This is a genomic window from Ideonella sp. FW305-24, from assembly GCF_058788035.1.
The window spans coordinates 34,181-49,232 of sequence record NZ_JBYTAI010000003.1 but is presented as its reverse complement, the minus strand read 5'-3'; the positions used below and the strand labels follow the sequence as shown (position 1 = coordinate 49,232).

Genomic DNA, 15,052 nt, shown 5'->3' with positions numbered 1-15,052 from the left:
ACGGCGGCTGTGGTCGTTCGGGGAACCAGGTTGGCCAGTTGGCGAGGATGTTCGCGAGGTTGGGCACGATGCCGCAAGACCGTACCCGGACCAGCACGTCATTCGGTCCGGGATCCGGGCGCGGTACCTCTTCGATTCGCCTACGGCGTGCAGGCGTGCGGCCTTCATGGTGCTCACTCTCTTCTCCGGCTACATCTAACGGAAAAATAATGCACAAAAAAATATTTGTGCAGATTTAAACAGCGATGAAAGCCTTGCGCATCCGGGTTTCCACTGGGAATGAGGACCTGGGAAAATCTATGCACTCGACATATCTTTGTGCACAATCTAGCCTTCGAAGGTGTTAGGTCCACATGAATAGCGCAGATGTCATTGTCGTTGGGTTAGGTCCTACAGGTGCCGTGCTGGCGGCTTTGCTGGCTCAGCGGGGTATGACCGTCGCGGCTTTCGATCGGATGCCTGACCTGTTTCCTCTGCCGCGCGCCATCGGTTTCGACCACGAAGTGATGCGTGTGATGCAGGAGCTCGGCATTGCAAGCCGCGTGCTGACGCATGCGGCGCCCTATAGGCCCAGCCAATATCGTGGCGTTGAAGGTCAGTTGATAAAGCAGCTCGACATGGAGCCGCCGCCGCATCGGCTCGGCTGGGCGCCCAATTACGTCTTTGATCAACCCGCCTTCGAGCGCGAGATCCGTGGACGTCTGAGCGAGCTGGCCGGCGTGCGTGTGTTCCTCTCTTGCCAGGTGCTGTCGCATACGCAGAGCCGGGAGGGTGTCGAGGTTGAGGTGCAGAACGCCGACGGGGAAATCGAACAATGGACGGCTCGTTATCTGGTCGCATGCGACGGTGGCTCCAGTCCCATCCGCAAGGCCTTGGGCATCAAGCTGGAAGACCTTGCCTTCGATGAGCATTGGTTAGTTGTCGATGCCGATGTTCATGACCACAAAATCGCAGATCTGCCGACAACGCAAGTCCAGTACTGCGAGCCCGAGAGGCCATGCACCTTCGTGGTTGGGCCTGGTAATCACCGCCGTTGGGAGGTGATGTTGCTCGAGGGCGACAGCCTCTCGAGCGACTTTCCGCCCGATCAGCTATGGCCGTTACTGTCGCGCTGGATCAAGCCGGGAGACGCGGAATTGCGGCGCGCAGCAGCCTATCGCTTCCACGGTCTGGTGGCCGAACAGTGGCGCAAGGGCCGCGTGCTATTGGCGGGCGATGCTGCGCACATGACGCCTCCATTCATGGCGCAGGGCATGGTTCAGGGGATGCGGGATGCTCACGGACTGGCTTGGCGTCTCCAAAGAGTGCTGTCCGGAGCCTCGACTGATCGTCTTCTCGACGACTATGGGGTAGAACGGCGTCCGCACGTGACGGCGACCACCCGCGCGGCTATCCAGCTTGGGCGTGTGATCTGTGAGCGCGATCCCGTCAAGGCACGTTCCCGCGATGCGCGGATGCTGGCCGAGCAGGGCGGGGTGGTGAAAACGACCTTTCGCCAGTCGATGATTCCGCCGCTGCGAGACGGACTGATCGCCACGGGGACGCCGGGCGCCGGCGAACCGCTTCCCCAGCCGACCGTCATCACGCCGGGTGGAGTGTCGAAGCTGCTGGACGACATCACCGGTGCGTGCTTCCGCATCGTCGTGACCGAACGGCTCACCGACGACGAAGCCGGCGCGGTGGCCGTGATGGCGGCAGCGCTCAAGGGCTGCGCGGTCTTCGTCGGTCCGGACGCGAAACGCCATGCCGGCCTGGGCTTTTCGGTTGAAGAGGAGACTCCGCTCTTGCAAGCCTGGCTGCACGGTCTCGGTGCCGACGTCGCCATCGTCCGCCCGGACCATTACGTGTACGGCACAGCTGCTGGGGTTGAAGCCGGACTCGCGCTGGTTGACCAATTGCGCGAACGAATTAAGAACAAGAACTGCGGCGATCCTGGAAGCGTTACCACGCCGTGCGAACCAGAGCGAGAGCACCCGCCTTTGACTCTGCAGATCCAACCCGCGACTACGAGTACTCCGTGAATCCTGCCTCCCTCTCCGACACGCCCGGCCAAATTCAGCGGCTGGAAGACTTCGATCCTCGGTCCGGCTCGCTCATCGAGCGTGCGCTCTTCAATCACCGGCGGATCGTGCTGATCCTTTGCCTCATCTTCACCGTGGTGTTCGGGTTCCAGGCCACCAAGCTGCAACTGAACGCCAGTTTCGAGAAGACGATCCCGACCTCGCATCCGTACATCGTCAACTTCCTGTCGCACAAAGAAGACTTGACGGGACTTGAGAATGTTGTGCGGGTCGCCGTAGTCAATAAGCGCGGAACGGTCTTTGACAAGGACTATCTCTCGAAGCTTGCAAAGATCAACGACGAGGTGTTTCTGCTCCCGGGGGTCGACCGGTCGTTCATGAAGTCGATGGTTACCTCGAACGTCCGATGGTCGGCAGTGACAGAAGACGGGGTGGACGGCGGCGCCGTGATTCCGGAAGACTATGACGGCTCGGAGCGCACACTTCAGCAGGTGCGGCTGAACGTGGAACGCTCCGGCGAGATTGGCCAGCTGGTGGCGGCCGACTTCCGTTCCTCCATCATCTTCGTGCCGTTGCTCGACAAGGATCCGCAGACCGCAAAAAAGCTCGATTACCGGAAGTTCTCCGAGGGTCTCGAAGAGATCCGGGCGAAGTACCAGGACGAGGCGACCGACCTGCACATCACCGGATTCGCCAAGGTCGTGGGCGACCTGATTGCGGGTTTGCGCGAAGTGCTTCGGTACTTCGCCGTAGCCATCGGCATCGCGACGGGAATGATCTATTGGTTCAATCGCGACGTGCGTAGCACGTTGCTGGTAATGGCCAGCTCGCTGGTTGCGGTTGTTTGGCAGTTGGGGGCGTTGCCAACGTTGGGATACGAGCTCAACCCCTACTCGGTGCTGGTGCCGTTTCTCGTTTTCGCCATAGGCATGAGCCATGGGGCACAGAAGATGAACGGGATCATGCAGGACATCGGGAGAGGCGTGCACAAGCTTGTTGCGGCACGATTCACCTTCCGACGTCTGTTCATGGCGGGCCTGACCGCGCTGCTCGCCGACGCTGTCGGATTCGCCGTGTTGCTGGTCATCGACATTCCGGTGATCAAGGAGCTTGCGGTGGCGGCGAGCATCGGCGTGGCGATGCTCATTTTCACCAACTTGATCCTCCTTCCCATTCTGCTGAGCTACACCGGGGTCAGCCTCTCGGCTGCTCACCGCAGCCTGCGCACCGAACATGCGGATCGAGACAGCGGCGGCGCAGCGAAGCACCGTCTGTGGCGCTGGCTCGATGCGTTCACCCAGCGACGCGCCGCAGCCGCGGCGATAGTCGCAGCGGTCGTCCTGGCGGTGGGGGGGGTCGCGGTCTCTACCCAGCTCAAGATCGGTGATCTTGACGCGGGGGCGCCCGAGCTGCGTCCCGATTCCCGCTACAACAAGGACAACGCGTACATCTCGGCCAACTACGCCGCCAGTTCCGACATCCTGGTCGTGATGGTTCCCACTGAACCGGACCGATGCGGAGCATATGGCACCTTGGCCAAGGTCGACCGCCTGGCGTGGCAGATCGAGCAACTGACCGGCGTCGAATCCACCAACTCCATGGCCATGCTGTCGAAGTTTTCCATGGTCGGGTTCAATGAAGGCGCGTTCAAGTGGTATGAGTTGATCCCCAATGAGGGAGCAATCGGGGCCGTGCAGACGCGTGCACCTCGCGAGTTGCTGAACCAGGGGTGCTCGCTGCTGTCGCTCTACGTTTACCTCAAGGACCACAAGGCGGAGACGCTCAGCCGTGTCGTCGCCGAGGTGGAGGCGTATGCCAAAGCGAACGACACACCGGAGGCCAAGTTCGTGCTCGCTGCTGGCGGCGCAGGGATCGAGGCCGCTACGAACATCGTTGTGAAGCAAGCGTGGACGCAAATGCTGCTGTTGGTCTATGCGGCCGTCACGATCCTCTGCTTTCTGACGTTCCGGTCCTGGCGCGCCGTCTTGGTGGCCGTCCTACCGTTGATGCTGACCTCGGTCTTGGCAGAGGCATTGATGGTGAAGTTGAACATGGGCGTCAAGGTCGCGACGCTCCCGGTCATCGCCCTGGGCGTGGGTATCGGTGTCGACTACGCGCTCTACATCCTCAGTGTGACGCTGCAGCAGCTGCGCCAGGGCAGCAGCCTGTCGACGGCCTACTACAAGGCATTGCTGTTTACCGGCAAGGTCGTTCTGCTGACGGGTTTCACGCTGGCGGTGGGCGTCCTGACGTGGTCCTTCTCGGACATCAAGTTCCAGGCCGATATGGGCATCCTCCTGGCCTTCATGTTCCTCTGGAACATGCTCGGAGCGCTCATTCTCATTCCTGCGCTTTCGCATTTCTTGCTTCGAAAGTCGACGACTGCTGCCAACCGGGAGCCGCAGGCGTCCCTCATGAAGGCCGTTGGTTGAGCGACCCTGCGTCGATCTATTGACACCGCTAGCGTGCGGCGAGAACGGTCGCCAACCCAACTTTCTGGAGAAAACGATATGACTGGGAAACAAGAGATTCTGGCGCTCGATCAACGCCGTCGACGCGCAATGATCGAGGCCGACGTGTCCTCCCTTGAGGGGCTCTTCAATGACGAGCTGTTATGGATTCACGGCAATGGGCGCATCGACTCCAAGCTTGGCATTCTGAACACCATCGGTTCTGGCAAGACCAAGTACCGATCCATCGAATGCAGCGATGAGTCCGTCCGCTTGTTTGGAAGCGTCGCAGCGGTGAGCGGTGTCGCCGATATGCAGGTAGAGATCGCAGGCGAGAAACGGACCCTCAACAACCGGTTCACCATCCTATGGGCCCAACAATCAGACGGGCTGTGGCAGGTGGTCAACTGGCAGTCAACGAGCTTGCCCAAGGCTTGATACCACTGGGTGACAGCGCCCTCCGTGGCGTATCGGGTTCCTACCGACTGCTCTTTATGCATAAAGATAGATAATATGCATGAGACAGGTAGTCGCTGGAGATCGGCGGCGTGACGTGACTGCCGTGAGGCAGTGTTTTGGGAACGCCGCTGATCCAGGACTCCCTCAGTACCAAGCAAATGGAGACAAGATGAAGAATGGCGAGTACATCCGCAGAGTCGGAGCCGCGCGGGTGGCGGTCTTCCCGAAGGCAATCGTGATCGCATGCGCGGCGGCGGCCTCTGGCGTTCACGCTTTCTCGTTTGATACCGATAGTCCGGATGTCAAGCTGCGGTGGGATAACACCTTCAAGTACAGCGCTGCGACCCGTCTGAAGGAGCGCTCCAACGTCATCATGGAAGACGCGGGCGGCGACGACGGCGACCGCAACTTCGCAAGGGGACTGATTTCCAATCGGCTCGACATCTTTTCCGAGCTGGATGCTTCGTACAAGAACGTTGGCGTTCGGCTGAGCGGCGCAGCGTGGTACGACACCGTCTACAACAGCAAGAACGACAACAACAGTCCTGCTACGAGCAACAACGTCAGCGTTCCATATAACGAATTTACGCGGGAGACTCGTAACCGCATGGGCCGCAAAGGGGAGCTACTCGATGCGTTCGGTTTCGTCAACGGATCCGTCGCTGACATGAAAGGGACCTTGCGACTGGGACGACACTCCCTCGTTTTCGGAGAAAGCCTGTTCTTCGGTCAGAACGGAATCGCCAATGCACAGGGCCCGCTTGATCTTGTCAAGCTTGTGAGTGTACCGAGCAGTCAGTTCAAGGAGGTATTGAGGCCGGTCAATCAGGTGTCGGGACAACTGCAGATTTCCCCCGTCCTGTCGATCGGCGCCTATTACCAGTTTGAGTGGAAGGAATCCATTCTGCCGCCAGCCGGCAGTTACCTCAGCACGCTCGATTTCGTCGGCGAAGGGGGGGAGCGGTTGGGGCCGTGGCCGCGCGGCGCGGATATCAAGCCGCGCAACAGTGGTCAGGGCGGTATTCAACTGCGCTACCGCGCCAGCTCCATCGACACCGAATTCGGTCTTTACGCTGTGCGCTATCACGATAAGACGCCGCAGATCTACCTCACCACTGACTTCACGACGCCGCAAATCCCGGGGTTGGGCACGCCCCACAACTTCGTAAACGTCTATCCGGAAGGGATCCAGACCTACGGCGCGAGCGCAAGCACGGTGCTCGGTGAACTGAACCTCGCGGGCGAGGTCTCGGTGCGGAACAACGCGCCGCTCGTCGGCGACGCGGCGCTGGTTCAGTACAACGCAGGGGCCGACAACGTCCATAACCCAGCTTACCCCGTCGGCAAGACGGCGCATGCCCAGGTGTCTGGCATTTATTCCATGGGCCCCGGGACCCTGTGGCAAGGAGCCTTCCTCCTGGCCGAGGTGGCGTGGAACCGCACGCTCAGCATCACGCGCAATCCCGGTGCGCTGGACCCGAACACAACGCGGGACGCCTTGGCGTTGCGAATATTGTTCACGCCGTCCTATTACCAAGTCCTGCCAGGGCTCGATTTGAGTCTGCCGATCGGCCTAGGCTACAACCCCAAGGGCCGATCTTCTGCGGTCTTCGGTTTCAATGGCGGCGTCGAGCACGGCGGCGATATCTCCATCGGCCTGACGGGCGAGTATGAAAGCGTCTGGACGTTCGGGATCAACTACGTGAAGTACTTGGGCAAAGAGTCTACCTATCTCTCTCCTCCCAACTCGAACTCCGCAGTGCTGTCTTACGGACAGAGCCTGAAGGATCGCGACTTTCTGTCGCTGAACATCAAGCGCACCTTCTGATTGACAACGAGGTTTGTATGAAGAATTCCCTTTCATTGATTGCGCGAACGGCGCTGGCAACTGCGGTTGTGGTTGGCTCTGGGTCTGTCTGGGCTGCGGTCTCAGCCGACGAGGCTGCCAAGTTGAAGTCAACGCTAACGCCAATGGGCGCGGAAAAGTCGGGCAACAAAGATGGCTCCATCCCTGCCTGGGACGGCGGCTTCAGCAAGGTACCTGCCGGCTACAAGCAGGGGCAGCCGCGTCCGGATTTTTTTGCGTCGGAAAAGCCGTTGTACTCGGTGACTTCCAAGAACATTGATCAGTACGCGGATAAGCTTAGCGAGGTCACGAAGGCGATGCTGAAGAAGCATCCGGACTATCGCCTGGATGTATATCCGACGCACCGCACCGCCTCTGCGCCGCAGTTGGTCTACGACAATATTTTCAAGAATGCCACGCGCGCGAAGACGTTTCAGGAGGGCGACAGCATTGAAGGCGCTTTTGGCGGTATTCCGTTTCCCATTCCTAAAGATGGCTCCGAGGCCATGTGGAATAGCCGAATGGCATGGGCCGGTGAAGATGCGCAGGGACAGTACACGACCTGGGTTGTTACCGGCCAAGGCAAGCGCATCATGGCGACGAAGTACGATGAATGGTTTGCCAATCCGTATTACTACAAGGATGGCGCAGCGAGTAACTTCGACGGACAGTACTACAAAACGAAGGTGCTGACCCTGGAGCCGGCTTCGAAGGCAGGCGAGGCATTGCTCGCCTGGCAGGCTTTCGAAAGCGAAAAGGGCTCTGCGTGGCAGTACCTGGTGGGCCAGCGGCGCGTGCGGCGGTCTCCGTCGGTCGGTTATGACACGCCGAACTTCATCACCTCTGGCATCGGCCTGTTCGACGAGGCATTCGGTGCTGCGGGAGCGCTGAGTCGACACAACTTAAAGTTGGTCGGTAAACAGGAGATGCTGGTTCCCTACAACAACAATAAGGCAGCGGCTGCGTCGCCTGAAGAACTCGTTCAGCCAAACTTTCTGAACCCCAGCCTCGTGCGGTGGGAACTGCACCGCGTGTGGGTGGTGGAAGCGACTCTGCGCGAGGGCAAACGGCACGTCGTGCCCAAGCGAACATACTATCTCGACGAGGACACCTGGTGCGTTCTGCTGACGGATGGTTGGGATGCCAAGGGCTCGCTGTGGCGCGGGTACTTTTCGCTGACCCTGCTAGCGCCCGACATCCCCGCGCTGCTTGGCAATCTGGTCAATTGGGGCGGCTACAACGTCCAGACGGGCGAGTATTACCTCAGCGTTTCCACGCTCGGGTCGCCTCGGCAGTACGAGGTCACCAGCCGTCGTCCGCCTGAATTTTTCTCCCCGGATTCCCTCACAGAAGGTGCGCGATGACCGATTTGCATCAGCCCCTCTGGGGGGCGGGCGTTATTGCGACCCTTGTGCGATGCCCGGTGGCTGGATTGCTTTTTTCGGTGTTTCTGGTGTTGTCATGCGTCGTCGGTTTCTGAAGTTGCTCACGGCTGGTGCGTGGGCGGGGATGTCGCTGGCGCGGGCCGCGTCCTTGCCCCGCTTCGATGTCCTGCAACAACCGGCACTCGCAACCCGCAAGGCGGCGAGCGCGGCCCTTCTCGCAGTGACACGGTCCGGAAACCGCCTAGTGGCCGTAGGCGAACGGGGCATCGTGCTGCTGTCGGACGACGAGGGCGTGAGTTGGCGCCAAGCCCGTGTTCCGGTTAGTGTCTCGCTGACGGCCGTCCAGTTCGTGGACAACCACACGGGCTGGGCCGTCGGGCATCTCGGGGTGGTCCTGCGGACCGGTGACAACGGAGAAACCTGGGCTGTTCAGTTCGACGGAATCCGGGCCGCAGCACTTGCGGCCAAAGCCGCAACCGACGCAGGCCAGGCCGCTGTCGCAAGCCGGTTGCTGGAGGACGGCCCGGACAAGCCGTTCTTGGACCTGTATTTCCAGGACAAGAACGTGGGGTGGGTGATTGGCGCCTACAACCTCGCATTCCTCACCAACGATGGTGGGAGTTCCTGGGAGTGCGTGATGCCGCGCTTGCCCAACCCGAAAGGACTGCATCTCTACGCGGTGCGTGAGGTCGGTCGTTCGATCTACATCACGGGCGAGCAAGGTCTGCTGCTTCGATCGGATGACCATGGGCAGCACTTTGAAGCGCTGCAGGCGCCCTCTAAAGGCTCGTACTTCGGTCTAGTCTCCGGCCAGAAAGGCGAACTGGTGCTGTATGGCCTGAGGGGTCGTGTCTTCGTATCCCGGGATGCGGCCGGTACCTGGAGCGAAGTGCCCACAGGAAGCGCTGCATCGATCAGCGCAGGCCTCGCGCTTGACAACGGGTCGCTGCTCCTCGCTTCTCAGGCGGGCGAGCTGTTGATGAGCCAGGATGATGGCAAGAGCTTCCGTGCGGTTTCAAATCCGACGGGATTGCCCATTACCGCGATGGCGCTAGGGCGTAATGGTGCATTGGTGGCGACCAGCTTGCGCGGCGTGCAGCGCCTCAGCCTTCGTTCGGCCTTGACTTGATCCAAGTGCCACCTTCACTGACTTTGAACCAATTGAGAGACATAGATGAATGAAAAGCTGATGAGAGCAGCGCGGCTGCACGAGCTGGACGGCCGGTTTCAAATTGATCGCATTCCAGTGCCCGAACCGCGTCCCACCGACGTGCTGGTCAAAGTGGCGGCGGCGGGCTTGGTGCACAACTTGCGCAACGTGCTGACGATATACCCTAAGGTGGCGCCGTTTCTGCCGCTGCCCAAGCTCCCGGCGATCTTCGGGTTGGACACCACCGGGGTGGTTGCAAGCGTCGGCTCGTTGGTGAAGACCGACGTTAAGGTGGGCGACCGCGTCTACGTCAATCCAGGCCTTTCATGCGGTTCGTGCGAAGCATGTCGCAGGGCCGACCCGACCAACTGTCGGAATTACACCTTCATGGGGTATTTCGGCTTCGGCCCCGAGTCGCAGAACCAGTACGACGCCTATCCGTACGGAGGTTTCTCTGAATACGTTACCTGTCCGGTCGGCAACGTCGTCAAGCTTCCCAACAACCTGTCCTTCGAACAGGCGTCTCGTTTTGGCTATCTCGGCACGGCCTACGCTGGCCTTCGCAAGGCGAACTTCAAGCCTGGCCAGCGCCTGCTTGTTAACGGCGGGACCGGGACGCTCGGTGTCGGCGCGGTGCTGCTCGGGCTCGCCATGGGCGCGTCGAAGGTCTTTGCCACGGGCCGGGATTCCCATCGGCTCGACAAGCTGCGCCAGCTGGACCCTCACCGGATCGTCCCAGTGTCGAGCAGGGACGGTACCGTTGCCGCACAGGTAATGGAGGCCACTGGCGGGAACGGTGTCGATGCGATGCTGGAGGCTCTGGCCCCGGGGGCTCCAGCCTCCAGCGTGATGGATGCCTTCCACTCGCTTCGTCATGGCGGCGTCGCGGTGAACGTCGGTGGCGTGTCCGAAGCGCTCGCGGTGGATGCCGGCTACTTGATGATCACGCAGCGATCGCTGGTCGGTTCGCTGTGGTTCACCACGAGCGAAGGCCAGGACATGGCGCAGATGGTTGAAGCCGGCACGCTGGATCTCAGCGTCTTTGAACACAAGGTCTATTCCTTGGAAGAGGTGAACACCGCCCTGGTCGAAGTCGATGGGCGCGACGGGGGGTTCACGAACTTCGTCGTCCGTCCGTGACGCGGTGTGGCGGGGAGTGAGAAGGCTCCCTTGGGCCCGGCTGGCGACCCGGGCCCAGCGATCTTGCAGGACTTTGGGAGGCTTTCGCTTCGCGTCCAGCCTGACGAGCTGATGCGCAACTGCGGCGACATGGTCGCCGCGTGTGACCTGCCCCCTTCAGCCGAACCAGTGATTCGTCAGGGGTCCTGGGGTTGAAGGTCAATGGATCTGGGGGGCGCGTGGCGAGCAGCATCGCCGACTTCTTGGCGCAGTTGCTCGGCATACCGGGCTGGCGGCACGCGGCCAATGCTGCTGTGAGGCCGCACCTCGTTGTAGTCCCGGCGCCAGGCCGCGATCTCGCTGCGTGCTTGCCGCAAGTTCTGGAACCAGTGCTCGTTGAGACACTCGTCTCGGAACTTGCCGTTGAAGCTCTCGATGTAGCCGTTCTGCATGGGCCGGCCCGGATCGATGAGGATGTGCCGGATGTGATGCTCCTGCGTCCAGGCGATGAAGGCCCGGCTCGTGAACTCCGGCCCGTTGTCGGTTCTGACCATCGCAGGGTAGCCCCGAAGGCGCGCCGCCTGATCCAGCAGCCGGGTCACGTACAAACCGCTGATGCCGTAGTCCACGGCGATCTCCACGCATTCGTGGCTGAAGTCATCGGCCACCGTCAGGCACTTGATGCGCCGTCCACCGGCCAGGCTGTCGCTGACGAAGTCCATGCTCCACACCTCGTTGATGCGCTGGGCGATGTTCAGCGGCGTGCGCTCCATCGCCGGGCATTTGGCTTTCTTGCGCCTGCGCACGGCCAGGTTGGCCGCGCTGTAGAGCCGGTACACCCGCTTGTGGTTGACGCCCGGAAAGTCCAGGCGCAACAGGTCATGCACGCGCCGGTAGCCAAAGCGCCGACGCACGTGCGCGATCTCGACGATCTTGTCCTTCAGCGCCTGCGTCTGCGCGCTGAGCACTGGCGGGTGTCGGAAGCTGTCTCGGCTTAGCCCCACAAGCCAGCACGCGCGACGCTCGGACAACTGATGCTCATGCATCAGCCGCGTGGCCATCTCGCGCCTGGCCTGTGGGGCTACCTTTTTACCCCGAGCACGCTCTTGAGCGCATGCAGGTCCAGATGGGCCTCGGCCAGCAGGTGCTTGAGCTTGGCGTTCTCCGCCTCCAACTCGCGCAGCCGCCGCGCCTCGGATACATCCATGCCGCCGAACTTGGCGCGCCACTTGTAGAACGTGGCGTCCGAGAAGCCGCCCTTGCGGCAGATCTCGGCCACCGCCATGCCGGCCTCGGCCTGCTTGAGGAACCCGATGATCTGTTCCTCTGTGAACTTGATCTTCCTCTTGTCCGCGATTCTCCTGAATGGCGGACCCCTTGCTACTTCAGATTGGTACGGCCTGTGGGGAGCAGGTCACTCGGGTAAACCACTGCCCTTCGCCCTCCATGCTCGCTGGACACGCGCCGGCGTCGGCGGTAGCATTGTGCATGGTCGAATGTTTTATGCGCAAACTTCGATTGACAACGAACATTCGAGGAAGTCGATATGAAACTGCTCTCTTACAAGCGCGATGGCCGTGAAACTTGGGGCGCCGTGGTCGGTGACGGCGTCGTGGAACTCGCCGGCCCGACCGGCTGTGCCACGCTCGCCGAGTTCATCGGCAGCCCCGGCTACATCGATCGGGACGCGCTCGTCGCGGGCAAGGCCGCCGAGGTGGCTCTCTCGGAGATCGAGTTCCTGCCGGTGATCCCGCGGCCGGAGAAGATCGTCTGCGCCGTGCGCAACTACATGGATCACCACCAGGAGGCGCTGGCCGCCGGCCTGCAGCGCGAGCTGTCGGACTTCCCACCGGTCTTCCTGCGCGTGTGGCGTTCGCAGACCGCTCACGGCGCGCCCATCGTGCGTCCGCGCGTGTCCGAGACGCTGGATTGGGAAGGCGAGCTCGCCGTCATCATCGGCGAAGGCGGCCGCAACATCGCGGAGGCGGACGCCTACAAGCACGTGGCCGGCTACGCCTGCTACAACGACGCCAGCGTGCGCGAATGGCAGTTCCACGCGAAGCAGATCGCTTCGGGCAAGAACTTCGAATCGACGGGCGGATTCGGCCCCTGGATGGTCACCGCCGACGAGATCGAGCCCGGCCGCAAGCTCAAGCTTGAGACGCGCCTGAACGGCGAGGTCATGCAGTCGGGCGACACCAGCCTGATGATCTTCTCGATTCCGAAGCTGATCGCCTACGCGTCCACCATCTTCACGCTCGCGACCGGCGACGTGATCGTCACGGGCACGCCGGCCGGCGTCGGCTTCGGCCGCAAGCCGCCGATGTACATGAAGGGCGGCGACGTCGTCGAAGTCGAGATTGAAGCCGTCGGCACGCTCCGCAACCCGATCGTCGATCAAGCCTGAACCCCGATTCGAGAGAAAATCCATGTCGCTCGTAGATATTCGAAAGACGCACCTCGCGGTCGAGGAGATATTCCATGAACGCGGCCCGCGCGCGGCCCAGCCGCTGGTCGTGGCAACCGCGCTCGCAATCATCCGCAACCCTTACGCGGGACGGCACGAGGCCGACCTGATGGGCTTCATGGCCGAACTGCGCGCACTCGGCACGCAGTTGTCGACGCGGCTGGTCGAGGCCCTGGGCGGCGCGGACCGCGTGCAGGCCTACGGCAAGGGCGCGATCGTCGGCGAGGACGGCGAACTCGAACACGGCGCCCTCTGGCACGAGGCCGGCGGCTGGGCCATGCGTGAGGTGCTGGGCCAGCCCAAGGCGATCGTGCCGGCGGCCAAGACCATCGGCCACATGGGTGCGCGCCTGATGATCCCGCTGGGACATACCCGGGCGGCGTATGTCCGAAGCCATTTCGGTACCGCGGAGATGACGGTGTGGGACGGGCCGCGCCGCGATGAGATCGCGTTCGGCCTCGCGATGGCCACGGGCGGTCGCATCCACGCCCGCATCGGCGGCCTGGCGGCGGCGGACGTCAAGGGGCTCGACGGCCTGCGTTGACCTCGCTCGATCGAGCATCCATAAATCAATCAGACGGAGACAAGCCATGCAGATTCGACGTGTCATCACGGGCAACGGGCCCGACGGAAAGTCCCGCGTGCTGGCCGACGGCGCGGCTCCGCGCACGACCGACTTCAAGAGCGTTCCGGGATTTTCGCCAACGCTGCTGTGGTCGACGAACGGCGGTGCGAAGGTGGGCCGGTCCGGCGTCGACGACGTGACCCCCACGGCCACGTGGACGCCCGGTGCCGGCGGCACCCGCCTCATGATCGTCACTTTCCCGCCGGACGCGGTGATGATGCGCGCGGACTTCGATCCCGCCGCCTTCGGCGTCGAATTCGGCGGCGCGATGCCGGGCCTGGCCGAGACGTTCGAGATGGACAGTCCCGGGATGCACACCACGGACTCGATCGACTACGACGTCGTCCTCGACGGCGAGATCACGCTTGAGCTCGACGACGGTCAAGAAGTTCTCCTGAAGCGCAGCGACGTCGTGGTGCAGCATGGAAACCGGCACGCGTGGCGCAACAAGAGCCACGCGCCGGCGGTCATGCTGTTCGTGCTGGTGGGCGCCGAACGCGCCGCTTGAGCGCGCACACTCCGTACGAGCGAGAACTCATGACTGCCTCCGCACTTCCGAACCTCTCCCATGTCGGCGTGTTCGTCCACGACCTGCCGCGCATGGTCGATTTCTACACCTCGGTCTTCGGCCTGAAGATCACCGACCGCGGCATGGGCAAGACCTTTCGCAACGAGCTGGTCTTCCTCAGCGCGCGACCCGAGCAGCACCATCAGCTCGTGCTGTCGTCGGGTCGTCCGGCGGAGGCGGTCTTCAGCACCGTGATGCAGCTCTCGTTCATAGTGCAGGCCCTCGACGACCTGCGCCGTGTCAAGCAGGACGCGCTGCGGCTGGGCGCGAGCCAGATGCGCGGCCTGAACCATGGCAACGCGCTGTCGATCTATTTCTCCGACCCGGAAGGCAACACCGTCGAGGTGTACCTGGACACACCGTACTACGTCGCGCAACCGCATGGCGATCCGCTGGATCTCGAGAAGGCCGACGCCGAGATCTGGACCGAGACCGAGCGCATCTGCCGCGCAGATCCGACGTTCCTGCCGCGCGAGGAATGGCAACGGCAGTTCTCGGCCGAGTCGGCCTGACCTCCCCACTTCACGTCGCAAGGAATCCTCGATGTCGCCTTCGACTCTTGAGGGCGCGACGAGTCCGTCGGTGACCAGCGTGCTCGCGGCCTCGCGCAAGCGAGCCGAGGCGCTCGAGACGCGGGACGGATCGCTCCTGCGCACGCTGCTGGCCGAGGAACTCCGCTACACGCACGCGACCGGCATCACGCACGATCGCGAAGGGTACCTGGCGTTCGTCCGAGACCGACAGCAATTTCGCCGCGTGTCGCTCGCGGTGGCCTGCACCTTCGAGGATATGGACACGGTGGTGGTCTGCGGCCAGTTGTCGCAGACCATGCAGCGGCACGGTGAATCGCAGCGGATCGACGTCCAGTCCCTGGCGACCGAGATCTGGGTCCGGCGCGACGGGTGGCGATTCGCGGTGTTCCAGTCGACGCGATTGCCAGGCTGACGGTTCGCGAAAGATCA

13 protein-coding genes are annotated in these 15,052 nt (G+C 62.2%); 12 read left to right on the top strand and 1 reads right to left on the bottom strand.

Annotated features, from left to right (window positions below; genetic code table 11):
• The first annotated feature begins 353 nt into the window (after positions 1 to 353).
• The 7 genes from AC3WR5_RS08975 (at position 354) to AC3WR5_RS08945 (ending at position 10,451) form a co-directional block, all read left to right on the top strand.
• Positions 354 to 2,021 carry a bifunctional 3-(3-hydroxy-phenyl)propionate/3-hydroxycinnamic acid hydroxylase gene (locus AC3WR5_RS08975; protein ID WP_492483651.1) on the top strand — a complete coding sequence of 556 codons (1,668 nt, stop codon included), beginning with the start codon at positions 354 to 356 and terminating at the stop codon, positions 2,019 to 2,021.
• On the top strand, positions 2,018 to 4,453 hold the full coding sequence (locus tag AC3WR5_RS08970; RefSeq protein WP_141284541.1) for an efflux RND transporter permease subunit: 2,436 nt from the start codon (positions 2,018 to 2,020) through the stop codon (positions 4,451 to 4,453). The genes AC3WR5_RS08975 and AC3WR5_RS08970 overlap by 4 nt, the downstream gene beginning before the upstream one ends.
• Before the next feature lie 78 nt (positions 4,454 to 4,531).
• Positions 4,532 to 4,909, top strand: a complete 378-nt coding sequence (locus AC3WR5_RS08965; protein WP_492483649.1) for a nuclear transport factor 2 family protein — start codon at positions 4,532 to 4,534, stop codon at positions 4,907 to 4,909.
• Between the two features lie 190 nt (positions 4,910 to 5,099).
• Positions 5,100 to 6,758 (top strand): DUF1302 domain-containing protein, encoded by a 1,659-nt coding sequence (locus tag AC3WR5_RS08960; RefSeq protein WP_492483647.1) that lies wholly within the window; start codon positions 5,100 to 5,102, stop codon positions 6,756 to 6,758.
• A gap of 17 nt (positions 6,759 to 6,775) precedes the next feature.
• A complete protein-coding gene (locus AC3WR5_RS08955; protein WP_141284535.1) occupies positions 6,776 to 8,140 on the top strand; it encodes a DUF1329 domain-containing protein in 1,365 nt (454 codons plus the stop codon).
• Positions 8,141 to 8,192: 52 nt separating this feature from the next.
• Complete coding sequence (locus AC3WR5_RS08950; RefSeq protein ID WP_492483645.1) at positions 8,193 to 9,290, top strand: WD40/YVTN/BNR-like repeat-containing protein; 1,098 nt, start codon at positions 8,193 to 8,195, stop codon at positions 9,288 to 9,290.
• Between the two features lie 45 nt (positions 9,291 to 9,335).
• Positions 9,336 to 10,451 carry an alcohol dehydrogenase catalytic domain-containing protein gene (locus tag AC3WR5_RS08945; protein WP_492483643.1) on the top strand — a complete coding sequence of 372 codons (1,116 nt, stop codon included), beginning with the start codon at positions 9,336 to 9,338 and terminating at the stop codon, positions 10,449 to 10,451.
• Between the two features lie 176 nt (positions 10,452 to 10,627).
• Here the strand turns inward: AC3WR5_RS08945 and AC3WR5_RS08940 are convergent.
• A protein-coding gene (locus tag AC3WR5_RS08940; RefSeq protein ID WP_492484561.1) for an IS3 family transposase occupies positions 10,628 to 11,787 on the bottom strand; the annotation gives its coding sequence in 2 pieces (ribosomal slippage) (positions 10,628 to 11,517 and positions 11,517 to 11,787; 1,161 coding nt in all).
• 189 nt (positions 11,788 to 11,976) lie between these two features.
• Here AC3WR5_RS08940 and AC3WR5_RS08935 point away from each other — a divergent pair.
• Genes AC3WR5_RS08935 through AC3WR5_RS08915 form a run of 5 tightly spaced genes read left to right on the top strand, consistent with a single transcriptional unit; the run spans position 11,977 to position 15,035 of the window.
• Positions 11,977 to 12,837, top strand: coding sequence for a fumarylacetoacetate hydrolase family protein (locus AC3WR5_RS08935; RefSeq protein ID WP_141284525.1), 861 nt, complete (start codon positions 11,977 to 11,979; stop codon positions 12,835 to 12,837).
• A 22-nt stretch (positions 12,838 to 12,859) separates the two neighbouring features.
• On the top strand, positions 12,860 to 13,441 hold the full coding sequence (locus tag AC3WR5_RS08930; RefSeq protein ID WP_492483641.1) for an amino acid synthesis family protein: 582 nt from the start codon (positions 12,860 to 12,862) through the stop codon (positions 13,439 to 13,441).
• A 46-nt stretch (positions 13,442 to 13,487) separates the two neighbouring features.
• Positions 13,488 to 14,030, top strand: coding sequence for a cupin domain-containing protein (locus tag AC3WR5_RS08925; RefSeq protein ID WP_492483639.1), 543 nt, complete (start codon positions 13,488 to 13,490; stop codon positions 14,028 to 14,030).
• Positions 14,031 to 14,059: 29 nt separating this feature from the next.
• On the top strand, positions 14,060 to 14,602 hold the full coding sequence (locus tag AC3WR5_RS08920) for a VOC family protein (protein WP_141284519.1): 543 nt from the start codon (positions 14,060 to 14,062) through the stop codon (positions 14,600 to 14,602).
• Positions 14,603 to 14,633: 31 nt separating this feature from the next.
• Positions 14,634 to 15,035 carry a nuclear transport factor 2 family protein gene (locus tag AC3WR5_RS08915; protein ID WP_492483637.1) on the top strand — a complete coding sequence of 134 codons (402 nt, stop codon included), beginning with the start codon at positions 14,634 to 14,636 and terminating at the stop codon, positions 15,033 to 15,035.
• Positions 15,036 to 15,052 lie beyond the last annotated feature (17 nt).

Coding starts and splice junctions, on each gene's coding strand:
- AC3WR5_RS08960 (WP_492483647.1), top strand. CDS start 5,100: ATGAAGAATGGCGAGTACATCCGCAGAGTCGGAGCCGCGCGGGTGGCG.
- AC3WR5_RS08925 (WP_492483639.1), top strand. CDS start 13,488: ATGCAGATTCGACGTGTCATCACGGGCAACGGGCCCGACGGAAAGTCC.
- AC3WR5_RS08930 (WP_492483641.1), top strand. CDS start 12,860: ATGTCGCTCGTAGATATTCGAAAGACGCACCTCGCGGTCGAGGAGATA.
- AC3WR5_RS08920 (WP_141284519.1), top strand. CDS start 14,060: ATGACTGCCTCCGCACTTCCGAACCTCTCCCATGTCGGCGTGTTCGTC.
- AC3WR5_RS08945 (WP_492483643.1), top strand. CDS start 9,336: ATGAATGAAAAGCTGATGAGAGCAGCGCGGCTGCACGAGCTGGACGGC.
- AC3WR5_RS08975 (WP_492483651.1), top strand. CDS start 354: ATGAATAGCGCAGATGTCATTGTCGTTGGGTTAGGTCCTACAGGTGCC.
- AC3WR5_RS08950 (WP_492483645.1), top strand. CDS start 8,193: ATGCCCGGTGGCTGGATTGCTTTTTTCGGTGTTTCTGGTGTTGTCATG.
- AC3WR5_RS08935 (WP_141284525.1), top strand. CDS start 11,977: ATGAAACTGCTCTCTTACAAGCGCGATGGCCGTGAAACTTGGGGCGCC.
- AC3WR5_RS08955 (WP_141284535.1), top strand. CDS start 6,776: ATGAAGAATTCCCTTTCATTGATTGCGCGAACGGCGCTGGCAACTGCG.
- AC3WR5_RS08965 (WP_492483649.1), top strand. CDS start 4,532: ATGACTGGGAAACAAGAGATTCTGGCGCTCGATCAACGCCGTCGACGC.
- AC3WR5_RS08915 (WP_492483637.1), top strand. CDS start 14,634: ATGTCGCCTTCGACTCTTGAGGGCGCGACGAGTCCGTCGGTGACCAGC.